At 72.1% G+C, this 24066-nt stretch carries 21 protein-coding genes and 1 tRNA gene; 19 read left to right on the forward strand and 3 right to left on the reverse strand.

The window, feature by feature from the left end; genetic code table 11:
• Positions 1-27: 27 nt before the first annotated feature.
• The 9 genes from B1A86_RS02460 to B1A86_RS02500 all read left to right on the forward strand — a co-directional run bounded on the left by B1A86_RS02460 (position 28) and on the right by B1A86_RS02500 (position 9635).
• Complete coding sequence (locus tag B1A86_RS02460; RefSeq protein ID WP_078025745.1) at positions 28-1869, forward strand: ABC-F family ATP-binding cassette domain-containing protein; 1842 nt, start codon at positions 28-30, stop codon at positions 1867-1869.
• Between the two features lie 140 nt (positions 1870-2009).
• A complete protein-coding gene (locus B1A86_RS02465; protein WP_078025744.1) occupies positions 2010-3503 on the forward strand; it encodes a sugar transferase in 1494 nt (497 codons plus the stop codon).
• A 64-nt stretch (positions 3504-3567) separates the two neighbouring features.
• Positions 3568-3639, forward strand: a tRNA-Gln gene (locus tag B1A86_RS02470).
• Between the two features lie 37 nt (positions 3640-3676).
• The gene (gene glmU / locus B1A86_RS02475; protein WP_078025743.1) at positions 3677-5170 is read left to right on the forward strand and encodes a bifunctional UDP-N-acetylglucosamine diphosphorylase/glucosamine-1-phosphate N-acetyltransferase GlmU; all 1494 of its coding nucleotides are present in this window, start codon (positions 3677-3679) and stop codon (positions 5168-5170) included.
• 85 nt (positions 5171-5255) lie between these two features.
• Entirely contained in the window at positions 5256-5825 is a 570-nt protein-coding gene (locus B1A86_RS02480; RefSeq protein ID WP_020627445.1) for a type IV toxin-antitoxin system AbiEi family antitoxin domain-containing protein, read from the forward strand.
• Positions 5803-6840 carry a nucleotidyl transferase AbiEii/AbiGii toxin family protein gene (locus B1A86_RS02485; RefSeq protein ID WP_020627446.1) on the forward strand — a complete coding sequence of 346 codons (1038 nt, stop codon included), beginning with the start codon at positions 5803-5805 and terminating at the stop codon, positions 6838-6840. The genes B1A86_RS02480 and B1A86_RS02485 overlap by 23 nt, the downstream gene beginning before the upstream one ends.
• Before the next feature lie 111 nt (positions 6841-6951).
• Complete coding sequence (locus tag B1A86_RS02490; RefSeq protein WP_036340441.1) at positions 6952-7932, forward strand: ribose-phosphate diphosphokinase; 981 nt, start codon at positions 6952-6954, stop codon at positions 7930-7932.
• A 2-nt stretch (positions 7933-7934) separates the two neighbouring features.
• Entirely contained in the window at positions 7935-8681 is a 747-nt protein-coding gene (gene lepB, locus B1A86_RS02495; RefSeq protein WP_078025742.1) for a signal peptidase I, read from the forward strand.
• Between the two features lie 72 nt (positions 8682-8753).
• A complete protein-coding gene (locus tag B1A86_RS02500) occupies positions 8754-9635 on the forward strand; it encodes a glycosyltransferase family 25 protein (protein WP_078025741.1) in 882 nt (293 codons plus the stop codon).
• Between the two features lie 18 nt (positions 9636-9653).
• Here B1A86_RS02500 and B1A86_RS02505 read toward each other — a convergent pair whose 3' ends face one another.
• Positions 9654-10748: a PqqD family peptide modification chaperone gene (locus B1A86_RS02505; protein WP_089529301.1), complete on the reverse strand. Its 1095-nt coding sequence runs from the start codon at positions 10746-10748 to the stop codon at positions 9654-9656.
• A 200-nt stretch (positions 10749-10948) separates the two neighbouring features.
• Here B1A86_RS02505 and B1A86_RS02510 point away from each other — a divergent pair, with 200 nt between their 5' ends.
• From B1A86_RS02510 to B1A86_RS02555, 10 genes are read left to right on the forward strand one after another with little or no spacing between them, the layout of a single operon-like run.
• Positions 10949-11872 carry a glycosyltransferase family 2 protein gene (locus B1A86_RS02510; protein WP_138976779.1) on the forward strand — a complete coding sequence of 308 codons (924 nt, stop codon included), beginning with the start codon at positions 10949-10951 and terminating at the stop codon, positions 11870-11872.
• The gene (locus tag B1A86_RS02515) at positions 11869-12930 is read left to right on the forward strand and encodes a glycosyltransferase (RefSeq protein ID WP_063189819.1); all 1062 of its coding nucleotides are present in this window, start codon (positions 11869-11871) and stop codon (positions 12928-12930) included. Before B1A86_RS02510 ends, B1A86_RS02515 begins: the two co-directional genes overlap by 4 nt.
• Positions 12927-14048: a hypothetical protein gene (locus tag B1A86_RS02520; protein ID WP_078025739.1), complete on the forward strand. Its 1122-nt coding sequence runs from the start codon at positions 12927-12929 to the stop codon at positions 14046-14048. The genes B1A86_RS02515 and B1A86_RS02520 overlap by 4 nt, the downstream gene beginning before the upstream one ends.
• The gene (locus tag B1A86_RS02525; protein WP_078025738.1) at positions 14045-14836 is read left to right on the forward strand and encodes a cytidylyltransferase domain-containing protein; all 792 of its coding nucleotides are present in this window, start codon (positions 14045-14047) and stop codon (positions 14834-14836) included. Before B1A86_RS02520 ends, B1A86_RS02525 begins: the two co-directional genes overlap by 4 nt.
• Positions 14833-17076: an N-acetylneuraminate synthase family protein gene (locus B1A86_RS02530; RefSeq protein WP_078025737.1), complete on the forward strand. Its 2244-nt coding sequence runs from the start codon at positions 14833-14835 to the stop codon at positions 17074-17076. Before B1A86_RS02525 ends, B1A86_RS02530 begins: the two co-directional genes overlap by 4 nt.
• Positions 17067-18206, forward strand: coding sequence for a glycosyltransferase (locus tag B1A86_RS02535; protein ID WP_246836839.1), 1140 nt, complete (start codon positions 17067-17069; stop codon positions 18204-18206). Before B1A86_RS02530 ends, B1A86_RS02535 begins: the two co-directional genes overlap by 10 nt.
• Positions 18203-19348, forward strand: a complete 1146-nt coding sequence (locus tag B1A86_RS02540; protein ID WP_078025735.1) for an acyltransferase — start codon at positions 18203-18205, stop codon at positions 19346-19348. The genes B1A86_RS02535 and B1A86_RS02540 overlap by 4 nt, the downstream gene beginning before the upstream one ends.
• Positions 19345-20382, forward strand: a complete 1038-nt coding sequence (locus B1A86_RS02545) for a glycosyltransferase (RefSeq protein ID WP_078025734.1) — start codon at positions 19345-19347, stop codon at positions 20380-20382. The genes B1A86_RS02540 and B1A86_RS02545 overlap by 4 nt, the downstream gene beginning before the upstream one ends.
• 16 nt (positions 20383-20398) lie before the next feature.
• The gene (locus B1A86_RS02550) at positions 20399-21361 is read left to right on the forward strand and encodes a glycosyltransferase family 2 protein (protein WP_078025733.1); all 963 of its coding nucleotides are present in this window, start codon (positions 20399-20401) and stop codon (positions 21359-21361) included.
• Positions 21362-21371: 10 nt separating this feature from the next.
• Entirely contained in the window at positions 21372-22493 is a 1122-nt protein-coding gene (locus tag B1A86_RS02555; protein WP_138976780.1) for a glycosyltransferase, read from the forward strand.
• A gap of 48 nt (positions 22494-22541) precedes the next feature.
• Here B1A86_RS02555 and B1A86_RS02560 read toward each other — a convergent pair whose 3' ends face one another.
• Both B1A86_RS02560 and B1A86_RS02565 read right to left on the reverse strand, forming a co-directional pair.
• Positions 22542-23036, reverse strand: a complete 495-nt coding sequence (locus tag B1A86_RS02560) for a DapH/DapD/GlmU-related protein (protein ID WP_078025731.1) — start codon at positions 23034-23036, stop codon at positions 22542-22544.
• Positions 23037-23049: 13 nt separating this feature from the next.
• Positions 23050-24045: a hypothetical protein gene (locus B1A86_RS02565; RefSeq protein ID WP_078025730.1), complete on the reverse strand. Its 996-nt coding sequence runs from the start codon at positions 24043-24045 to the stop codon at positions 23050-23052.
• Positions 24046-24066 lie beyond the last annotated feature (21 nt).

Genomic DNA, 24066 nt, shown 5'->3' on the forward strand with positions numbered 1-24066 from the left:
CTCCGTCCGGAAAGGACCACCTCCTCCATGGCCCACCTGCTCGGCGCCGAGAACATCGGCATCGCCTTCGGAACCCGCACCGTCCTCGAGGGCCTCTCCCTCGGCGTGGATGAGGGGGACCGGATCGGACTCGTGGGCCGCAACGGTGACGGCAAGTCCACGCTCATGCGCATCCTCGCCGGCCTCCAGGAACCCGACACGGGCCGCGTCACCCGCCGCGGCGGCGTCCGCGTGGGCGTGCTGGACCAGCAGGACCGGCTCGACCCGGAGCACACCGTGCGTCAGGCCGTGGTCGGGGACGTGGACGACCACGTGTGGGCCTCAGACCCCAAGGTCCGGGACGTCCTGGGCGGTCTCCTCGACGGCTTCGACCTGGAGCAGTCCGTGCGGGGCCTCTCCGGCGGCCAGCGCCGTCGCGTGGCCCTGGCCCGTCTGCTCGCCGGGGACGACGACGTCCTCTTCCTCGACGAGCCCACCAACCACCTGGACGTCGAGGGCGTCGCGTGGCTCGCCCGCCACCTGAAGCCGCGCTGGCGCCCCACCGACGGCGGCCTCGTGGTGGTCACCCACGACCGGTGGTTCCTCGACGAGGTCTGCACGCGCACGTGGGAGGTGCACGACGCCACGGTGGACCCGTTCGACGGCGGCTACGCGGCGTGGGTGCTCGCGCGCGCGGAGCGCTCCCGGCAGGCGGCGGTGACGGAGCAGAAGCGTCAGCAGCTCGTGAAGAAGGAGCTCGCCTGGCTGCGCCGTGGCGCCCCGGCGCGCACGTCCAAGCCGAAGTTCCGCATCGAGGCGGCCAACGCCATCATCGAGGACGTCCCCGCCCCGCGTGACTCGGTGTCCCTGGCGAAGATGGCCACGGCCCGGCTGGGCAAGGACGTCCTCGACCTCGAGCACGTGAGCCTGACGCTGGGGGAGAAGCCGATCCTCGACGACGTCACCCTGCGCCTGGCGCCCGGCGAGCGGCTCGGCGTGGTCGGCGTCAACGGTGCGGGCAAGTCGACCCTGCTGCGCCTGCTCGACGGCCGCATCGCCCCGGACTCGGGGCGGGTGAAGCGCGGCAAGACGGTGGTCTCGGCCACCCTCACCCAGGACGTGAAGGAGCTCGACGACGTCGCCCACCTGCGCGTCGCCGAAGTCATGGCCCGCGAAGGCTCGTCCTTCCAGGTCGGTGACCGCGAGATGTCCTCCGGCCAGCTGCTCGAGATGCTCGGCTTCGGCACCTCCCGGCAGTGGACTCAGGTCTCCGAGCTCTCGGGCGGCGAGCGCCGGCGCCTGCAGCTGCTGCGCCTGCTCGTGGGCGAGCCCAACGTCCTCATGCTCGACGAGCCGACCAACGACCTGGACACGGACACCCTGGCCGCCGTCGAGGACGTGCTGGACGGGTGGCCCGGGACCCTCGTGGTGGTCTCCCATGACCGTTACCTGCTCGAGCGCGTCACCGACCACCAGGTCGCCCTGCTCGGGGACGGCAAGGTCCGCGGCCTGCCCGGCGGGGTGGACCAGTACCTCGAGCTGCGCGCCGCGATGGACGAGGCCGGCGGCCCGGCCCGGGGAGCCGGCCCGGTACGGGGCCGCAACGACGTCGTCGGGACGTGCGCGGGCATGGGCGGGCCGGAGGAGGACACCGGGCCCACCGAGGCGGAGCGTCGGCTGGCCCGCAAGGAGATGGCCCGGCTCGAGAAGCAGATGACCCGGCTCCGGGACCGCAGGTCCGGCCTCGAGGCGCGGATGGCCGCGCTGGGGCAGGCGCAGGACTTCGACGCCCTCACCGCGGCCTCCGCCGACCTGAAGGACCTCGACGCGCAGCTGGACGTCCTGGAGGAGGAGTGGCTGCGGGCCGCTGAACTCGCCGAAGGGGACTGACCGGCGGGCGTGCACAGGGGAGTGTGGCAGGTGGCACAGCTGAAGGCTGTTTCCGGCCTACAATCGGGGGCCGGGGCACAGCACCATGCCCGACCCCCACGACGTGGACCGTCCCCCGCGTCAGGACGGAGGAGCAGAGCGTGATCGGGAGTCCCGGTGATGAGTCGACCGCGCTCCGCATGGGCTCGACCGCCCGCGGCCGTGTGCTGGGCCGGCCGTGGGAGCGGGGCCTTCCGCTGCTCGTCCTCATCGTGGACGTGGTCGCGGTCCTGCTCGCCACCTTCGTCTCGGCCCAGCTCCGCTTCGGCGGACCGCGGCGCACCACCCTCCCCGGTGCCGAAGTCATCGACTACAGCGTCATCAGCCTCGCGCTGAGCGCGGCCTGGGTGCTCGCGCTGACCATCCAGGGCTCGCGGGACATCCGGATCCTGGGGGTGGGCAGCGAGGAGTACAAGCGGGTCCTGCAGGGCACCCTCTACCTCTTCGGCACCGTCGCGATCCTCGCCTATGCGGCAGGTCTCGAAGTGGCGCGCGGCTATGTGGGCCTGGCTCTGCCGCTGGGCGTGCTCCTGCTCCTGCTGGGCCGGTTCCTCGTGCGCGGGTGGGTGGCGCGGCAGCGACACCGCGGCAGGTTCCGGCGGCGGCTCCTGCTCGTCGGCGGCCCGAAGGCGGTCCGGCACATCTTCCAGACCCTCGACTCCGAGGCCGGCGCCGGCTACGCCCCCGTGGCGGCGGCTCTCCCCGGATACAAGGCCCGGCGGGAGGACTACCTCCCGATACCGGTCTCCACGGACCTGGACACCGTGGAGGACGTGGTCGCCCTCGTGGAGGTGCGCGACGTCGAAGCCGTGGTGATCACCTCGGGCCACTCGTTCGTTCCCGGGGACGTCCGCCGACTGGGCTGGGAGCTGCAGGAGCGAGGCGTCTCCCTGATCATGGCGCCCGCGCTCGTGGACGTCGCCGGACCCCGCCTCCACACGCAGCCCCTGGCGGGCCTGCCGCTCATCCACCTCTCCACCCCGCGCCTCTCCGAGGGCAAGGCGTTCGCCAAGCGGGCGTTCGACGTCGTCGCGTCGGGGCTGGGCCTGATCGCCATCTCGCCGCTGCTGATCGCCGTCGCGATCGCGGTCAAGGCCACGGACGGCGGGCCGGTGCTGTTCCGGCAGGAGCGCATCGGTCTCGGCGGCAGGCCGTTCACCATGCTCAAGTTCCGTTCCATGGTGGTGGACGCCGAGGAGATCCGGCAGCGGCTCGTCTCGGACGGCGGGGATGCGGACGTGCTGTTCAAGATGAAGGACGACCCGCGCATCACCCGGGTCGGCAAGCTCATCCGCCGCACCAGCATCGACGAGCTGCCCCAGCTCGTGAACGTGCTGCGGGGGGAGATGTCCCTCGTGGGCCCGCGGCCCCACCTGCCGCACGAGGTCGAGGCCTACGGGCAGTACGTGCACCGCCGCTTCCTGGTGCAGCCCGGCATCACGGGGCTGTGGCAGGTCTCCGGCCGGTCCGACCTCCCGTGGGAGGAGGCGGTCCGCCTGGACCTCTACTACGTGGAGAACTGGTCCATCCTGGGCGACCTCGTGATCCTGGGGCGGACCGTCAAGGCCGTGGTCGCCGCCGACGGCGCCTATTGACCCCGGATCCGCGCGACCTGTGTGGAAGAATGGGCCGTCGTCGCCGCCCCCTGGGGTCCGGCGCTCCGCCCTGGTGTAATGGCAGCACGCCGGCCTTTGGAGCCGTGCGGTCTAGGTTCGAATCCTAGGGGCGGAACCCCCGTCCTCTGACCCCCACCGGTGCAGGAGCCCCCATGTCCCAGCCGTCCGCCCGTCCCTCCGCCGTGATCGTCCTGGCCGCGGGCCAGGGCACCCGCATGAAGTCGACGACGCCGAAGATCATGCATGCGATCGGGGGGCGCTCCCTCGTGGGCCACGCGCTCGCGGCGGCCTGGTCGCTCTCGCCGGAGCACCTCGTGGCCGTGGTCCGGCACGAGCGGGCTCGCGTGGCCGAGCACATCGAGACGGTGGCGGCCCAGCTGGGCATCGACGCGCTGGCGATCGCCGACCAGGACGACGTGCCGGGCACCGGCCGCGCCGTCGAGCTGGGCCTGGCCGCCCTGCCCGCGGACCTCGAGGGCACCGTCGTGGTGACCTACGGCGACGTCCCGCTGCTGACCCCGGAGACCCTCGCCCGCCTCGTCGCGGACCACGAGGCGGACGGCAACGCCGTCACCGTGCTCACCGCCACCCTCGAGGACGCCACGGGCTACGGCCGCATCGTCCGCGACGCCGAGGGCCTCGTGGAGCGGATCATGGAGCACAAGGACGCCCTCGCCCACGCCGAGGCCACGGGGGACGACTCCTTCGTGGCGATCCGCGAGGTCAACTCCGGCATCTACGCCTTCGACGCCGCCCTGCTGCGCCGCACCCTGCCGGAGATCTCCACGGACAACGTGCAGGGTGAGAAGTACCTCACGGACGTGCTCGGCATGGCCCGCGCCGAGGGCGGCCGCGTCGCCTCGGTGGGCACGGACGACGTGTGGGAGGTCGAGGGTGCCAATGACCGCCGGCAGCTCTCCGACCTGGGCCGCCAGCTCAACGACCGCGTGCTGCGCGGCTGGATGAAGGAGGGTGTCACGGTCGTCGACCCGTCCTCCACGTGGGTGGACGTCACCGTCTCCCTCGCCTCGGACGTCACGCTCAAGCCCGGCACCCAGCTGCATGGGGCGACGTCGGTGGCCACGGGCGCCGTCGTCGGCCCGGACTCCACCCTCACGGACACGCAGGTGGGGGAGGGCGCCGTGGTGAAGCGCACCGACGCCACGGAGGCCGTGATCGGCGCGGGCGCGACCGTCGGCCCGTTCACCTACCTGCGCCCGGGCACGGTGCTGGGGGAGGATGGCAAGATCGGCGCGTTCTACGAGACCAAGAACGTGACCGTGGGCCGCGGCGCCAAGCTCTCCCACCTGGGCTACGCCGGGGACGCCGAGATCGGCGAGTACACCAACATCGGCTGCGGCAACATCACCGCCAACTACGACGGCGTCAACAAGCACCGCACGGTGATCGGCGCGCACGTGCGCACCGGCTCCAACACCGTGTTCACGGCCCCGGTGACCGTGGGCGACGGCGCCTACACCGGCGCGGGCGCCGTGGTCCGCGAGGACGTGCCCGCCGGGGCCCTGGCGCTGAACGCCGTGAGCCAGCGCACCCTCGAGGGCTGGGTGCCGGCCAAGCGCCCGGGCACCTCCTCGGCCGAGGCCGCGCGGGCCGCCGGCGCGGAGGGCTCCGGCGCTCAGGGCTGACCCCGCGCGCCCGACAAGAGGTCGGCGTGTCACAACCGTACCGATTCCGGTACGGTTGTGACACCAGAGATGAGGTGGTGATCCCGTGACGTATCGTGACGATCTGTGGGACGTGGCTGCGGGGAACCACGGGGTCATCACCACTACGGAAGCGGAGGAGGCGGGCGTGCCCGCCGTCGAGGTCCGCAAGCTCGCCCAGCGCGGCGTTCTGCGGAGGCTGGCCCACGGGGTGTACCTCCATCGCCAGGTTCCCCGCGACCGGTTCACGGACGCGGCGGAGGCCGTGGCCACGGGCGGTGAAGATGCATTCCTGGACTGGGACGCAGTGCTGTCACTGTACGACCTCGCCCTGGTCGATCCCTCCGTCGTACGGGTGGGCGTGACGAGGCGGTACCGCGGCTCGCCGCGCGCGCATGTACGAGTGACACGACGCCGTCCCCCGCCGGGCGACGAGGACCTCACCTTTCACGGCGGCGTGCGAGGCCTCACGATCAACCAAGCCCTTCGTGAGGCACTCGACCGCATCCCTCTCGAGCGCGTCGCCGCTGCGATCGAGGAGGCCCGCGCGCGCGGGCTGCTCACGGTGGGCGAGGCGAGGAGCTTGAAGAAGGACCTGGAGGCGCGGCAGAACGGTGGACATCGTGGCGGTCGATGACGTGGTCGTGGGCCTGGGCGATCTGGGAGCTCGAGGTGCGCCCAGGAGCGAAGGCCAACTCAACCGTCGACTGGAGGCGATCGCTGACGCGATGGGCGTTCCGGTGGACCGGGCGCGCCGGTTGCTGGGAGCAGTGATCGTGGCGCAGATGTTGCCGGAAGGCGTCGTAGTCAAGGGTGGAAATGGCGTTCGACTCCGACATGGAGCCACCGGGACGCGGGCGACCCGGGATCTCGATCTACTGGCTCGCGATCCCCAGCAGGCGCTGAAGGACTTGACCGGGTTCGTCGACCGGGGATGGGGGGCCGCGCCCGGGAGCAAGAGAGAACTCAAGGCCGACCCGGCTGCGACCCGGGTGGCCTTCTTCGGCACGGTGCATGAGGACGATCCTGCGGAGCCTCTCGGAGTGCCCGATCCCTACGTCCTGTCACGAGCGAAGGTGACCCTGCATTTTCTCTCCGCGAGGACAAGTTGGGTGTCGGTCCCGATCGAGATCGGGCGCGACGAATTCGAGGGCAGCACGCTGGCGCAGCCAGTCGAGGTCGTGGCACCCCAGGTCGCGGAGGCGGTCACCGCGTTGGGATGTGGAACACCGCGGTCTGTGGCCGTGATGGCTGTCGAGCAGCAGCTCGCACAGAAGATCCATGCCGTCACGGATCCACATCAGACGCGAGGCCACGATCTCGTGGACATCCAGTTGCTCTGGCATGGGGCGGAGGCCGAGGGTGGTGTCGACATCCCGTTGCTCGCAGATCTCGTCAGCCGTACTTTCATGTTTCGGTCACCCGGCCGGACTGCGGCAGGACACACACCGCATGAGTGGCCGCCTCCGGTCGCTCACGTCCGGACTCTCGAGCAGGGGTACCTGGATGCGCTGGAGGAGACACGAGTGGGTGCGGAGGGACAGGCCAGGCTCCTGCAGCCGCGCGTGTCCGACGCGGCGGATTGGCTGGAGTCGTTGATCACAAGGATCGCGCGGGCCGCCGGCGCCGAGGGCTCCGGCGCTCAGGGCTGATCCCGCGCGCCCTAGGATGGGTGCGAGGACCGGGCCGCCCCGGGCGGCCGACACCGACGCCGGACGCCGTCGGTCCTGAAACGCGAGACCACGAAGGATGTTGAGGACGTCATGACGGAGCTGAGCCGCAGCGAGGACAAGCGACTGGTGCTGGCCACGGGCCGCGCCCACCCCGAGCTCGCGCAGGAGATCGCCGAGGAGCTGGGCACCGAGCTGCTCCCCATGAGCGCCTACGACTTCGCCAACGGCGAGATCTATGTGCGGTCGGGTGAGTCGGTGCGCGGCAAGGACGTGTTCATCATCCAGTCGCACCCGGCGCCGCTGAACAACCACCTCATGGAGCAGCTGATCATGGTGGACTCCATGAAGCGCGCCTCCGCCCGCCGCATCACAGTGGTCTCGCCGTTCTACCCATACGCCCGCCAGGACAAGAAGGGCCGCGGCCGCGAGCCGATCTCGGCCCGCCTCGTGGCGGACCTGTACAAGACCGCCGGCGCCTCCCGCGTGATGAGCGTGGACCTGCACACCGCCCAGATCCAGGGCTTCTTCGACGGCCCGGTGGACCACCTGTTCGCCATCCCGCTGCTGGCGGACCACATCCGCTCCAGCGTGGAGGGCGAGGAGGTCACGGTGGTCTCCCCGGACACCGGTCGCGTGCGCGTGGCGGAGCAGTGGGCGGACCGCCTGGGCGGCGTGCCGCTGGGCTTCGTGCACAAGAGCCGGGACCTCACCGTTCCGAACAAGGCCGAGTCCAAGACCGTGGTCGGGGACGTCGAGGGCCGCGTCTGCGTGCTGATCGACGACATGATCGACACCGGCGGCACCATCGCCGGCGCCGTGCAGATCCTCAAGGACGCCGGCGCCAAGGACGTCATCATCGCCGCCACGCACCCGGTGTTCTCGGACCCGGCCGCCCAGCGTCTCGGCGAGTGCGGCGCCCGTGAGGTCGTGGTGACCAACACCCTGCCCATCCCGGAGGAGAAGCGCTTCGAGACCCTCACCGTGCTCTCGATCGCCCCGCTGATCGCCCGCGCGATCCGCGAGGTCTTCGAGGACGGCTCGGTCACCAGCCTCTTCGACGGCGTCGCCTGACCATGGCCGAGCGCGTCGAGCCGGCCCACGGGGAAGACGGCGGCGCGGTGGCCGCGCCGCAGCCTCACCGTCCGCGCCTGCCGTTCTGGGCCTCCCTGCTGCTGAACGTGGTGGTGGCCCTCGCGGTCGTCGCCGTGGTGCAGGCCCTGTGGGTGAAGGTGTACTCGGTGCCGTCCGGCTCGATGGAGAACACCCTCGAGGTGGGGGACCGCATGCTGGTCAACCGCACCGCCTACCCGGACGGGGCGGCCGACGCCCAGGACGTGGTGGTCTTCACGGCCAACGAGGACTGGGCGCACCCCATGCCACCGGAGGGGGCCGTGGAGAACGCCGTCCGCACGTTCGGCGACCTCACCGGCATCGGCCGCTCGCACGAGCAGGCCCTGGTCAAGCGCGTGATCGGCACCGCGGGGCAGACCGTGGAGTGCTGCACCGCCGAGGGCGCCGTGACCGTGGACGGGGAGCCCCTGGATGAGCCGTACATCCACAACGACCTGCCGTTCATCCGGGACGAGCTGGACTGCGAGTCCGAGGTGATGTCCGCGCGCTGCTTCGGCCCGGTCACCGTGCCGGAGGACTCGATGCTCGTGCTCGGCGACCACCGCTCGAACTCGGCCGACTCCGTGATCGCGTGCCGCGGCATCCCCGCCGACCAGGCCGGGGACTGCGCGCGCTTCGTCACCCGCGAGGACATCGTGGGCGAGGTCTTCGTGACGGTGTGGCCGCCCACGCACTGGGGCGGGCACTGAGATACGTCGTGGTGGCGGCGTCGGGTCGGCGCATACGCAACGGCCAGGAGAAGGGAAAGGGGTGAGCGATCAGTGGCAGTCAAGCCGCGCTCTCCGAGGTCCCGCATCATCCGTCGTGTCGTCATCGCCTTGCCGGACAGCACGCGCCTGTCCGGGTTCCGAGCCCAGCCGGGGGGCGAGGACTTTGAGGTGTTCGACGCCATCGACAATCGTTCGGGTTCGGTGACAGAGCGCTTCGATGTGGAGCGGTTCCGGGACTTTTTCCAGCGTGATCCCCGTCCCGGTGAGATCGGCTGCACCCTGAGCCACATGGGGGTCATGCGAAGTTTTGCCGAGGAGGTCGGAGCTGACCATGACCTGTTACTCGTCGCGGAAGACGACGCGCGGTTTGCCGAGGATGCGGAAGCGGTGGTGCAAAGAATCGCACCATATGTTTCCACGACGTCCCTCGTCATCCTGGCTGATCCCTACGGGCCGGGTGGGCGGCGCGATCGATCGGTCGCGAGCCAGTCCGAGCACTTCGTTCAACTCTCGCTCCTTGCGCGCAGACTTCGGCACCCATCCCGCCTTGGTGTCGTGACCTTCGGTCGCTGGGGCGCTGGTTTGACCGGCACGGGGTACTACATGGTCACCCGGGCAGCAGCGCGTCTCATCACACGGGCGCTCGACGAGGACTTCGGGGGGAGGCCGTGGTGGGTGGCCGACTACCACGGGTTCTATCGGGACGAACTGGGCATCGATGTCCTCGCCGTGCGCCCCAACCTCGCCGGCTGGGAGGGGGAGTCGTCCATCCAGGACGACGAGCACGTGGGATGGCGCGCAGCGAATGATGCCGAGATCCCGCCCGTCGGCGTGGCCGACTTCCTAAGAGAATGGCGTCACCGGGCGCTCCGTAAGGCGCGATCGACGAAGTTCGATCTCCACTGGCGCCTGCGGATGTCACAGCAGAGGTAGGCTCCGAGCCCGGCCGCCTCAGCCGGCCGTGGCCAGCCCGGCGGAGACGAGGGCGTCCATCGCCTTCCGCACCCGGGCCTCGGCGTCCTCGGGAACGGGCCCTTCGGCGCGGAGGCAGGCCACCACGTCGGCGGCCGTCCGCGACTCGTCCAGCAGGAGCCAGACGGACGGGCCCAGACCTTCGAGCACGACCAGGCGGTCCGAGGCGAGCAGGACCAGGCGGCCGCTGTCGGTCAGGATGCCGTCGTCGACGGCGCAGCGGGACACCGCGCCCGGGGCCGCCGCACCGACCGAGGCCCGCAGCTCTTCCTCGGTGAGCGCCTCCCAGGCGGGGGTGACGGACGTGGGCGGGGCCGCCAGGAGGCCGTCGACGACATCCCGCAGGTCCTCCGCTTCGGCGTAGACCAGGCGTTGGGCGCCGCCGACCGTGTCGAGGACGCGGCAGAGCGTCACGAGACCGCGGGGGAGCAGGGAGAGGGAGGATGTCTGGGGGACGAGCGCCTCGAGCGCGGCCACGAGTTCTATGGCCTCCGCCCGCGGCGTCACCGGGCCTGCCGGATCCCGCACGCGGTCCAGCACGGCGATCCGGGCCAGCCGGGCGTCGGGGAGGGTCGGACCGAGACCCAGGTCGTCCGGGCCTCGCTGGGTCTTCGGGCGCACCCCCCGTGACCCCAGCAGGGACAGCGGTTTGGGGTAGGGCGTGACGGTCAGGCCGTCCGGTGCGATGATCGCCGTCTCGTCGGTGAGGTAGGCGAAATGGGGTCCCAGCCGGCGCGTGGCCGTCGTCTTGCCCGTCCCGGACGCCGCCACCAGGACCATCGCCGCCCCGGTGTCCGGTGCGGCGAGGCACGCGGCATGGAACAGCAGGTGGGTGCCGCGGGCGGACTCGATCGTCCGTGAGGTCGCCAGGAACACCAGGTCCTCGTGCCACTGGAGCCACGGACGCGCGGTGTCGGCGTCGCGGTGCGCATCCGCGCGGGCCGGCGGCTCCACGGCCTCCACACCGCATCGGGCCCAGGACGCGATGACCTCCGCGCGCTCGTCTCCTGTGAGGCCGCTCACCGTCACGGCATCGAGACCGGTGCGGATGCGCAACGCGGTGGTCTCGCTCATGGCTTCGTCCTCCCCCTGGGCGCCGGGCATGGCTCACCCTTTCCATCCCGTGGCTGTCCGGTCAGTGTACTGAGAGCCGTGCGGGCGACCATGGCGCCGCCCCACCGGCTGGCACGGGTCTTCGCCAGAGCCTCCCTATACTCGACACAGGTTCTCGGGCGCTGGGCGCGCTCTTCATCCGAGCTGAGGGAGGAGCCCGCATGGCAGCGCAGTCGACCACGGCGGCCGTGACCGTGGTGATCCCGCACTACGGCGATCCGGCCCCCACCCTCGCCCTCGTCGACCGCCTGCTGACCGATCCCGGGGACGCGCTGGCCGCCGTCGTGGTCTCGGACGACGCCTCGCCCACCCCGTACCCCGAGGCGCACGATCCGCGTCTGACCGTGGTGCGCCGCGAGCGCAACGGCGGGTTCGGGGCGAACGTGAACACCGGCCTGGCCGCGGTCACCACCGAGCTGGCCCTGGTCCTCAACTCGGACGCCGAGATCACGGGGGCGCAGATCGACGCGCTGGTGGTGGCGGCCGCCCCGTATCAGCCGGCCGTGGTCAGCCCGCAGGTCGTCAACGAGGACGGCACGCCGCAGTGGTCCGGGCGGCACTTCCCCACGGTCCTGCACCAGACCGTGGAGTGGCTGACTCCGCTGGCCCGCTTCCGTCACCTGGACGTGCTTCACGAGGCCGTGGGGCACGACGTCGCGGCGACCCGGTCCGCCTCGCCCGTGGCGGTCGACTGGGTGATGGGCGCCGTGCTGCTCCTGCCGATGGCGCAGGTCCGCGCCGTCGGCGGGTTCGACGAGGAGTACTTCATGAATTCCGAGGAGGTCGACCTGCAGCGCCGCCTGCGCGAGCGCGGCGTGCCGTCGATCGTGGTCCCGGCCGTCCGTGTGCCGCACGGGCTGCACGGCTCCTCGGACCCGCTGCGCCGGCGCGGCTGGCTGGTGGACTCCCGGTACCGCTACGCCCGGAAGTTCGGTCACCCCCGGGTCCTCAAGGCCGCGCTCACCGCGGCGACGGGGGCGAACTTCGCCGTGAACGCGCTCCGGCAGGCCCGGGGTGTGGACGTGGACGCCCGCGCCGTGCTCCGGGACGAGCACGCGCTGGTCTGGAAGGGGCAGCGCCGATGAGCGCCACCGGTTACACCGTGCCCGCGCCGCCCGACGCGCGGGGCGGCCGCTCACCGGAACGGCTGTTCCTCGTCTCGCCGGCGTTCCACGGCTACCACCGCTCCATCGCGGCGGCGTGGGCTGCCCAGGGCTTCGACGTCACGGTGCACTGCTACGACGCCTACGCCACGCTCGGCATGAAGCTGCGGAACAAGGGGCTGCTCGAGCTGCCGCAGAAGGCGGGCGTGGACCGCACGGCCGCGCGGGTCGCCTGGGACACCGGGCGGGCCGTGGCCGCGCTGCGTGAGGCCCGGCCGGACCGCGTGCTCGTCATCAAGGGGGACTCGCTGGGCGAGGACTTCTGGTCCGAGATCCTCGAGGCGGGCCTGCCCCGCATGCTCTGGCTGTACGACGACCTCGCGCGGCACGACTACTCGATGGAGTTCCTGCGCTCCGTCGGGCCGGTGCTCAGCTACGCCCGCTCCGAGGCCGAGCTGCTGGCCGGCGAGGGCGTGGACGCCCACTACATGCCCAACGGTTTCGACCCGGCGATGGCGCTGCCCCAGGTGCCGCGGCGCGACGAACTCGTCTTCGTGGGCTCGCGCTACCCGAATCGCGTGGAGCTGCTCGCGCGCCTGGCCGCGGCCGGGGTGCCGGTGCGCGCCTACGGGCGTCAGTGGAGCCACCACCCGGTGGACCGCCTGCGCACGTGGGAGCTGACCCGGCCGGACCTGCCCGCCGAACGCGACATCCCCCTCGAGGAGGCGTACGCCGTGCAGGCGGCCGCCGCGGGCGCCATCAACATCCACGGGCTGCAGGCCGGCCACGCGATGCGGACCTTCGAGGTGCCCGGCATGGGCGGTCTCCAGCTCGTCGATCGGGCCGACGTGGCCGAGTTCTACGTCCCGGACGAGGAGGTGCTCGTCTTCGAGGACGCGGACCACCTCATCGAGCTGGGCCGCCGGGTCGTCGCGGATCCCGCCTGGGGAGCGCGCATCCGGGAGGCCGGCCGCCGCCGGTCGCACGCGGAGCACACGTTCGCGCACCGGGCGGCCATGGCCCAGGGGTGGTGGGCATGACCGACGCGCCCCTCTTCTGGCGCTCCGAGGACCTGCCGCGCTGGCACGCGTGGCAGCGCGCCCAGTGGCCGCTGACCCGGCGGGCCGCGGACACCGCGCGCTCGACCGTGCGCGGCGTGGCCGGCGCCCTGACACGCCGCCGGTCCACCGGCGACGACGCCCCCCGCCTGCTCCTGCCGGCGGGGGACGTGCACACGCTCGTCGCCCTGGAGTCCTTCGGCCCCACGCAGCTGGCCGCGCTGGCCTCGCCCGTGGCCGCCCTGGCCACCGCGCGGCCGGAGGCCGCCGCCGGGGTCGGCTGGGTGCTGCCCGCCGGAGACGCACCCGCCCTGCCCGGGGCCGTGGGCCACCGGGAGCACGCCGCCACCGCCGACGTCGTGACGGATCGCCTGCCCGGGCTCCGCCGCGTCCTGGTGGCGGGGGAGTACCTGCCCTCGGGTCGCGCCGCCGTGCGCTGGGCCCGGCAGCGGGGGGCGCGGGTCGGCGTCGTCCAGCACGGACTGCTGGCCGTGTCCACGCCGCCCGTCCCGCGGGACGCCACCCTGTACGCCTTCACGAGCGCGGACGCGGACTGGTGGACCCAGGGCCGCGCCGATGTGGAGGCCGTCGCGGTGGGCTCGGCGCTGCTCGAGCAGGCCCGCCGGGCCGCGCCCGCCCCGTCGGACACCGCAGGAGACGGCCCCGGGGTGTTCCTCGGCCAGCTGCACGGCGCCGAGCTGCCCCGCCGGGACTTCGCCGCGGCCGCCGAACAGTACGTGCGGGCCACCGGCGCCGCCTACCGCCCCCACCCGGCCGAGCGGGACCGTCTCTCCCGCGGCCAGCACGCGGCCTGGCGCAGAGCCGGTGTGCGGATCGACGACGCCGGGGCGCCCCTCGTCGCCACGCGCGGGCCCGTGGCCGCCGTCTTCTCCACCGGGATCCTCGAGGCCGCGCAGGCCGGCAGACCCGCGTGGGCCGTCCACCCGGACCCGCCCGCCTGGCTCGAGGGGTTCTGGCGGCGCTACGGCATGACCCGGTGGCGGCCCGGCCGCACCCCGGAGCCCACCCCGCCCCTGGCCTCGCCGACCGCGGACCCCGCGGCCGCGATCGCCGAGCACGTCTGGAAGGAGTCCGCGTGAGCATCCTGTGCGTCATCCCCGTGCGCGGCGGGTCCCGGGGGCTGCCCGGCAAGAACATCCGCCTCCTGGGCGGCCACCCGCTCGTGGCCTGGACCATCCAGGCCGCCCTCGAGGCGGAGGAGGACCTGCACGTGGTGGTCTCCACGGACTCGGCCGAGATCGCCGAGGTCGCCCTCCGCTACGGCGCGGACGTGCCGGGCCTGCGTCCGGCCCACCTGGCCCAGGACTCGACCCCCACCGAGCCCGTGATCGAGCACGTGCTCGCGGCCGAGCGCGCGGCCGGCGTCGAACCCGAGGGCGTGATGCTGCTCCAGGCCACCAGCCCGCTGCGCCTGCCCGGCACCCTGGACCGCGCCGTGCGGCAGTTCCGGGATACGGGGGTGGACTCGCTGGTCGGCGTCGTCCCGGTGTCCCCGTTCCTGTGGCGCCATCCCGAGGATCCCGACGGGGAGCCGATCCCGGACTTCGACGTCACGGCGCGCAAGCGCCGGCAGGACATGACGCGCACCGACCTGCGGTTCCGCGAGAACGGGTCCCTCTACGTGACGCGCCCCTGGGTCTACGACCGGCTGCACAACCGGCTCGGCGGCCGGATCGGCCTGTTGGAGCTCGACGACCTCGAGGGCGTGGACATCGACACCGAGCTGGACTTCGCCCTGGCCGAGCAGCAGATGGACCAGTACCTGGCGGTCCACAAGGTGCTCCGGCACCGCTCCGACCTCGGTGCCCCGCGCACCGCCGAGACCCCCACCACCGGCCCGAACCGCACCCCCGGAGGCGCGCAGTGATCATCGAACGCAGGCTCACCCCCTACCTTGTCTTCCCCGAGGACTCGCTCCTGGCCGCCCTGCAGAAGATGACCGACAACCGCGAGCGCACCGTGTTCGTGGTGGACTCCCACGGCTTCCTCGTCGGCTCCCTGACGGACGGGGACGTGCGCCGCTGGCTCCTGGCGCAGCCGGAGGCGTCGCTGGACGTGGCCGCGGCCGACGTCGCCCATCGCGACCCGGCGACGGCGCCCCTGGGCGCCACCCCGGCCGAGATGCGCGAGGCCCTGCCCGCCGGGGCGCTGCACCTGCCGCTGCTGGACGAGCGCGGTCGCCTGACGGCCCTGGCGATCAACCGGGAGGCGGAGCTGCGGATCGGCGGGCACCGGATCGGGGAGGGCCACCCGGCGTTCCTGATCGCGGAGATCGGCAACAACCACCAGGGCGATGTGGACCTGGCCCGCCGTCTCGTGGACCTGGCTGTCGAGGCGGGCGCGGACGCCGTGAAGTTCCAGCTGCGGGACATGGACGCCCTGTACCGGCAGTCCGGTGCGGCCACCGCCGGCGAGGACCTGGGGGCCCAGCGCACCCTGGACGAGCTGGCCAAGTTCTCGCTCTCCGCCGAGGACATGGTGCGGGTGTTCGACCACGTCCGGGAGGCCGGCGTCGCCCTGATGTGCACCCCGTGGGACGCCCCGTCCATGCGGGTGCTGCGCGAGTATCCGGTGGACGGCGTGAAGATCGCCTCGGCGGACCTGACGAACCACGGGCTGCTGCGGGACGCGGCCGCCTCCGGCCTGCCGATGGTGCTCTCCACCGGCATGTCCCGGGAGGAGGAGATCCGCGAGGCGGCGGCCCTGGTGCGCTCCTTCGGCGTCCCCTTCGCGATGCTGCACGCCCAGTCCACCTACCCCGCCCCCTACAAGGATGTGAACCTGGCCTACCTGGACCGGCTGGCGGAGATCGCGCAGACGCCGGTGGGCTACTCGGGCCACGAGCGCGGCTTCCACGTGGCCCTGGCCGCGGTGGCCCGGGGCGCCGCGATCATCGAGAAGCACTTCACCGTGGACCGCGGGCTCGAGGGCAACGACCACAAGGTCTCCCTGCTGCCGGAGGAGTTCGCGCAGATGGTCCGGCAGACGCGGGACATCGAGGAGTCGATCGGCGTCGGGACCGAGCGCGTGGTCTCCACGGGCGAGGCGATGAACCGCATCAACCTGGCCAAGTCCCTGGTGGCGGCCCGTCCGCTGCGGGTCGGCGCCACGATCACCGCCGACGACGTGACCGTGAAGTCCCCGGGCCGTGGCCTGCAGCCCAACGAGCTGCCGCGCCTGGTCGGCCGCACGCTGCACCGCGAGATGGCCGAGGGTGACTTCTTCTTCGCCGGCGACCTCACGGACACGGTGCCCACCGGGCGCCAGTTCGAGTTCCGGCGCCCCTGGGGCCTGCCGGTGCGCTACCACGACGTCGAGGCGCTGACGAAGGACTGCACCCCGGACTTCCTGGAGTTCCACTTCTCCTACAAGGACCTCGAGATCGACATCGACTCGGTGTTCAGCGAGCCCATGCCGATGGGCTTCACCACGCACCTGCCGGACATCTTCTCCGGTGACTTCCTCGTGGATCTGGCCAGCGACGACGACGCCGTATGGGAGCGCTCGATCGCCGAGGTGCAGCGCACGATCGACATCACCCGGGACCTGAAGCGCTGGTTCCCGCACGAGGAGGAGCCCATCATGGTCATCACCATGGGCGGGTTCACCCTGGACCGGCACATCCGCCCGGAGGAGCGGCTGCCGAAGTACGAGCGCATCGCCGAGGCCGTGCAGCGCCTGGACACCTCCGGCATCCGGATCGCCGCGCAGACGCTGCCGCCGTTCCCGTGGCTGATGGGCGGTCAGCAGTACCACAACCTCTTCATGGACCCGGACGACACCGTGGCGTTCGTGGAGGCCACGGGGGTGCCCCTGTGCCTGGACATCTCCCACTCCAAGCTCTCGGCCACGTTCCTGGGCATCCCCTTCTCGGAGATGGTGGAGAAGCTGGCCCCGCACACCATCCACCTGCACCTCGTGGACGCCACCGGTGTGGACGGGGAGGGACCGCAGATCGGCGAGGGCGACGTGGACTGGCCCGTGCTGTGCGAGCAGCTGGACCGCCTGGCCCCCGGGGTGAGCTTCATCCCGGAGATCTGGCAGGGCCACATCAACAACGGCGAGGGCTTCTGGACGGCCCTGGACCGCCTGGAGCAGTGGCTGTGATCCCCGAGGCCGCGAGGACCACTCCGGCCCCGCTGACGCTCTGGGTGGTGCCCGTCGCCGACCTCGGCGGCGTGGCCCGGCACGTCCTCGACGTCGCGCGCGTGGGCCTGCCCGGCCTGCGTCTGGCGGTGCTCTGCCCCGAGGGTCCGCTCGCCGAGCGGCTGCGCGAGCAGGGCGCGGCGGTGTTCACCGGGGACGTCGGTCCCGACGCCGGCCTGGCCGCCTCGGTGCGCACGCTCCGCACGGCGGTGCGCACCCTGCGCCCGGCCGCGGTCCACACGCACCTGGCCTACGCCGACCTCGCGGCGTTCGCCGCGCTCGGCCCGGGGCGGGCCCGGCAGCGGGCCGGTGCGCCGGCGCTGCTCAGCACCGAGCATGGGATCGCCCCGGACGACGGGCTGTACAACCGCGCCGCGGCGGCTCGGGTGAAGAACGCCGCGCACCGGGCCCGGTTGCGCGGCACGGACCTCGTGATCGCGGTGGCGCAGTCCACCGCGGACGTGCTCCGGCGCAAGTGGGGTGCGGGGGCGCCTATCACCGTGGTGCGCAACGGGGTGGATGTGCCCGCGGTGCGCGCCGCGGCCGCGGGGCAGCGGCGCACACCGGGGGAGGGGCTGCGGATCCTCTCGCTGTCCCGGCTGGCGCCCGAGAAGAACCTGGACCGGCTGATCGCGGCGCTGCCCGCCCTGCTGGAGCGCGACCCCGGGACGCGGTTGACGCTGGCCGGCGCTGGCCCCCTGGAGGGGGAGCTGCGCGCCCAGGCCGAGGCGCTCGGTGTCGCGGAGGCGGTCGACCTGCCCGGCTTCGTGGAGCCGTGGGAGACCATGGCCGAGCACGACGTGCTGGTGCAGCTCTCCGCGTGGGAGAACCTCAGCTACACCCTGCTCGACGCCGCGGCCGCGGGCCTGCCCGCCGTCGCCACGGACGTGGGCGGCAACGGGGAGATCCTGCCGCCCGAGCGCCTGGTCCACGAGACCACTCCGGCGGCCATCGCCGACGCCGTCGTGCGTGCCGCCGCCGACGGCCCGGGTGAGGTGCGCGTGGGCGACGTGGAGACGATGGCCCGGGCGACCGCCGAGGCGACCCTCGAGGTGCTCGGGCGGCGGGTGGGGAAGGTGGGTACCCGATGACCGCAGCGAGCCCGAACGAGCCAGGATCGGCGTCGGTGGCCCCGGCCGAGAAGCGTGTTCCGGGCCCCCGGTTCCGGGAGCTGGACGGTCTTCGGGGGATCGCGGCGCTGGCCGTGGTGTTCTCGCACTACACAGGCGCCCACAATTCGCACTACCCGCAGGATCCCGCCGCGTTCCACGATGCGGCCTGGGGCGCCGCCGGCGTGCAGCTGTTCTTCATCATCTCCGGGTTCGTCATCTTCATGTCCGCCCGTCGGGCCAACCGGCCGAGCGACTTCGCCATCTCCCGGGCGGCCCGGCTCTATCCGCCGTACTGGATCTCCCTGGTGTTCGCCGTGGTGCTGCTCCTCCTGCACCCGGTGCCCGGCTTCCCCTTCACGTGGAGCCAGGCCTTCCTCAACCTGACGATGGTCCAGCGGTGGGTCGGCGTGGACAACGTGGTGGACGTCTACTGGACGCTCGCGGTGGAGATGCAGTTCTACGTGATCATCCTGATCCTCCTGTATCTCACGCGCTGCCGCCTTTCGGACCGCGTGGTGCTGTGGGGGAGCCTCGCGTGGTCGGTGATCTCGTGGGCCGTGGTGTTGTTCACCGCGCCGCACGTGGGCTCGGACCCTCAGCGGGACCCCCTGTGGGTGAAGCTCCTCAACAACGCCACCGTGGCCGAGTACGCTCCGTTGTTCGTGCTGGGGATGGCCTTGTACATCGCGCGGCAGACGGGGCAGCACCGCGGCTGGGTCGCGGCGGCCGCGGTGTCCGCGGTGGGCAGCACGTTCGTCATGCGGGGGATGCCCTTGGCCCTCGAGGTCCTCGTGGTGGTGCTCCTCGCAGTCACGGTGATGCTGCGGGAGAGGACGTCCGTGCTGCTCCTGGCCCCTGTCCAGTGGTACGGGAAGATCAGCTATTCCCTCTACATCCTCCACGCCATCCCCGGATACATCCTCATCCACGCGCTCTGGCCGTATGTGGGCCGGAACATGGCCATGCTCGTGGCCTTGGCCGTGGTCTCCGTGCTCGCCTGGGCCCTGCAGAAGTACGGCGAGGAGCACCTCGGCCGCGCGGCCAAGCGGGGGCTGACCCGCGTCCGCTCCGTCGTGGACGCGCGGACCGGACATCCTCGATCCCTGGAGCCGGCCCGATGACCGGACGCATCTGGATCCTGGCGAACCAGGGCGAAGTGGGCGGCGGCGAGGTGATGCTGCACCACCTCGCCACGGCGTTGCGCGAGCTGGGGCGGGACGTGGGCGTCGTGGCCCCGGCCCACCCGGCCGAGACCGCCGATCGCCTGGCCGCGGACGGCTTCGACGTGGTCCGCTTGGGTGGGCCCGGACGACTGGGGTACCTGCGTGCTCTCCGGGCCTGGGACCGCGGCCGAGGCAAGGACGACGTCGTGTGGTGCAACGGGCTGCTGCCGGCGACGGCGCTGGCCGGCCGGCCGCGCCGGATCGTGCACCTGCACCAGGTGCCCGAGAAGCCGCTTCTGCGCGTGTTCTCCGCCCTGGCGCGTCCCGGCGCGCTCGCGGTCCTCGCGCCCTCCCGATTCGCGGCGGACCGCATCCGCGGGGCCCGCGTGCTCCACAACTGGGTTCCGGCCCCGACGACGCCGCAGGCAGGGCGGGCCCGCGATGCCGATGAGCCGCTGACCGTGGGCTTCCTCGGCCGGCTGTCCGAGGACAAGGGCATCGTCACCCTGCTGGAGGCCGCCGCGCTGCTGCGGAAGACCGACCCGGGTGCTTTCGTGTTCCGCGTCGCGGGGGAGAGCCGGTTCGTGGCGGATGACGAAGCCGAGCGGCTCGCCACCGCCCTGAAGGCGGCGGGTGAGGACGTCCAGGTGCTCGGCTGGCAGGACACCGCCGAGTTCCTGGCTTCCGTGGACGTGCTGGCCGTGCCGTCGCAGTGGGCCGAGGTCTTCGGCCTGGTGACGGCCGAGGCGATGGCCGCGGGCGTTCCGGTGGTGGCCTCCGATGCGGGGGCCGTTCCCGAGGTGGTCGGCAGCGAGCACCCCTTCGTTTTTCCGCAGCGGGACGCTGCCGCGCTCGCGGACCGCCTGCAGGCCGTGCGTGCGGTCGATCTGGGCGCGGTGGCCCACTCCCAGCAGCGCCGCTGGGAGTCGCTGTTCTCACCTGAGGCCGGCCGCGCCGCCGTCGCCGAGCTCCTGGATGACTTGTCCCTATGACACCTGCGGAGGACTCATGACCGAGACGCCCCTGGCCCCCGAGGCCAGCGTGATCGTCCCCAGCCGGGGCGGCGCTCAGCGGTTGCCGCGCCTGATCGGCGCGCTCGCCGCGCAGGAGGACGCCCCGCCGTTCGAGGCCCACGTGGTCGTGGACGGGGATGTGGACGGGTCCGAAGGGATGCTCGCGCAGTTGGCCGCGGAGCATCCGGGCCTGGACCTGAGCTGGACCGTCTTCGGCGAGAACCGCGGACGGGTCGCCGCGCTGAATGCAGGTGCCGACGCGACGTCCGGCCGCATCCTCATCCGGGCCGACGACGACCTGGAGCCCGGGCCCCACTACATCCGCGACCACGTGGCCGCGCACGCGGGCGGGTCCGGCGGCGTGATCGGATTGACGGCCAATGTCCTCCCAGACTCCGCTTATCAGCGCGTCTACGGTGACGCCCAGGACGAAGCGCACCGTCGCCATGCCTACGCCCTTCCGGCAGAGCAGCAGTGGCGGCACTGGGCCGGCAACGTGTCCGTCCCCCGCACCCTCCACGAAGAGCTCGGCGGCTACGACCCCGACTACCGCCGCTATGGCTGGGAGGACGTCGACTTCGGTTACCGTCTCCATGCCGCCGGGTACCCGGTGGAGATCCGGCCGGAGCTGGAGACCCGTCACCACGCGGCGGCGGTCACCACCTACACCAAGGCGCGCCGGGCTCTGCATTCGGGGTCCGCCCGGCAGATCTTCATCGCCAAGCACGGGGCGGACGCACTCGGCGGGGACCGTGCCCCGGGCGGGCCGTGGGGCGCCGCCGTGCGAGCGGTGGCCGCGCTGAGCACGGAGCGCACGATCCAGTACAGCTCCGCCGTCGTCGAGCGTGCCGCTGCCGTGTTGCCAGCCCCGATCGCACGAAAGCTGATCGCCTTGCAGGTCGAAGCCGCAGCGGAGACCGGACGCACTCGGCCGGGGCGTGCCCGCCGACAGTTCTGAGGGGAGCACCATGACCGACATGACACGCGGCCGGATCGCCATCGCCCACGACTACCTCACACAGAAGGGCGGGGCGGAGCGGGTGGTGCTCGCCCTGCACCGGATGTGGCCGGATGCGCCCATCTACACGACGTTCTACGACCCCGAGGGAACCTTCCCGGAGTTCAAGGACGCACGCATCATCACCTCGCCCCTCAACCGGGTGGGGGTGTTGCGGAAGGACCCGCGGCGGGCCCTGCCGCTTCTGCCGCTGGCGTCCTCACTGCTGCATGTGAAGGAGCCGGTCGCCGTCGTCTCGACCTCCGGCTGGGCGCACGGATTCCGCTACGACGGCGCCACACTCGTCTACTGCCACACCCCGGCGCGCTGGGTCTACCTGCTGGACGACTACCTGGGCGAGGGAGGCCGGAACAGCATCAAGGGCCGGATCGCCCGCGCGCTGCGCCCGGGCCTGCGCAGGTGGGACCGCGCGGCCGTCCGGCGTCGATCACGCTATGTGGCCAACTCCACGGTGGTGAAGGAGCGGATCGAAGACGTCTACGGGCTCGACGGCGTGGACCTGGTGTTTCCGCCGCACTCCGTGAGCACGGACGGCCCGCAGGAGCCGATCCCCGGAGCCGAGCGGCTGGCGGAGGACGGCTTCCTGCTGTCGGTCGCGCGCCTCATGCCGTACAAGCACGTGGACGTGGCGATCGAGGCCGCGGCCCGCGCGGGGCGGCCGCTCGTGGTGATCGGCAAGGGCCCGGAGGAGGCCCGGCTGCGTGCGATGGCGGGGGAGGACGTGGTGTTCGGCCAAGACCTCACCGACGCGCAGCTGCGCTGGGCCTACGCTCACGCGATCGCGCTGATCGCAGCGAGCCACGAGGACTTCGGCATCACGCCGCTTGAAGCGAGCGCATGGGGCGTGCCCACCGTGGCGCTGCGCGCCGGCGGCTACCTGGACACCATCGTGGACGGCGTCAACGGGACGTTCGTCCTGGATGCGAGTATCGACGCGGTAGGTGAGGGCATCAAGAAGCTCCAGGCGGCCCGCTGGGACACCGCGGCGATGCGGCGGCACGTGGAGAAGTTTTCCGAACGGGAGTTCGCCCTCCGGATCCGTGCCTTGGTGGAGGGGCTGCCGGGCGCCTGACGCAACCTGGGCCCCGGCCATAGGCAGGGAGCGGCTCCCGTCTGGTCCTCAGTCCAGGTCACGTACCCGCCTTGCCGGCGTGCCGGCGTAGATGCCGTTCGGTTCAGTGTCCCGAGTGACAACCGCGCCGGCGGCAATAATGCATCCGGGTGCCACGATGACCCCGGGGAGGATCATCGCGCCGGCGCCGATCCAGCACCCGTCGCCCACGGCGACGGGCTGGGCCTCCGGGTCGCCACCGCGCATGGTCGCGTCGCCGATCCGATGCGTGCTCGTGATGATGCTGGACCGGGGGCCGAACTGCACATGGGCCCCGATCCTCACCGGCGCGGAAGCATCGATCAGCACCTGGCGGTTGAGGTATGACCGGTCCATGGTGATGTCGAAGCCGATGAAGAGGCATCCGTCGCGGATGTCCGAGCGGGTGATGCCGGTCCATCCCAGCCGACGGAGGAAGGCTGTGCGGTGCTGGATCGGCACAGCGGCGGAGAATGCCACGCGGTGGACAACGTCGTGGAGGGCTACATTCAGGCCGAGTCCCATGATGTGACTCCTCTCAGAGGGTGGCAAGTTCTGCGGTGAGACGGTCCGGCACTGCCCAGTCCATGGCCATGCACAAGTCCCTGAGCCGGTATCGCCAGTCGAGACGGCGCCGCGCCTCGGACTGGCGATCCGCTGCTGCCTGCGGGGTCCATTCCGAGGCTAACTGCGCGAGGACGGGCCACGCATCATCCCGGGAGGTGGGGGAGATCTCGACGGTCGCTCCGGGCCAGAGGAGCGAGGCCGCCGAGGCCGGGGCGGTGCCCGCGACGAGGCAGCCCGCGGCGAGGGCATCGGTCCAGCGGCCTGTGAGGTAGTCGCGGGTCGGATGGGTGTACGGTGCCGGGCTCACGAGGTTGGAGAAGGCGAGCACCACACGAGCCCGCCCCATAGCCTCCCGGACCAGCATTTGATTCCGTGCGGGATCGTCGCTGAACGGAGGACGGCCGGCGAAGTGTAGTCCGTGGGCGGCGGCGTCGCGCGAGGTCCTCGCGTCGTCGCTCCAGGCCCTCGGCTGTCGGCCGACGCGGAGCACGTCCACCGGTCGGTCGGTGCCTTCCTGGGCCGAGGTGAATCGGGTGGTGTCGGACCCCCACGGAAGGACGCCCACCGGCAGTCCAGTCTGTCCTGACCATTCGGAGACCAGCTGAGGGTCCGTGATAAACAGGCGATCCACGTGCGGGCGGTCACGCAACAGGCGCGGGGTGCGGTCGGTCCAGAACGAGTCGATGATCCACACCGCGACGGAACGGTAGCCGGGTAACCAGAGGCGAGGATGGGCGACGTGTGCGATCGCGGCGGGCTGGGGACCCATGACGAGCAGGTGACGGTCACGGACGCGCGGTCCGCGGGGGAGTAGGGCCGATGCCCTCTGCAAGCGATTGACGTCGCCCGTGTCGTCCACCTCTATCAGCCGTGCGTCGAATAGGCGACGGGTCAGCTGCACAAGTTCGTGGACTGGGCCCCACCCGGAGCCGGCCGGGCGGATGTAGAGGATGTCGAAGGATGCCACGGTCTGTCGGTCCGTCCCCGG

The organism is Micrococcus sp. KBS0714 (assembly GCF_002008305.4).
Classification (GTDB): domain Bacteria; phylum Actinomycetota; class Actinomycetes; order Actinomycetales; family Micrococcaceae; genus Micrococcus; species Micrococcus luteus.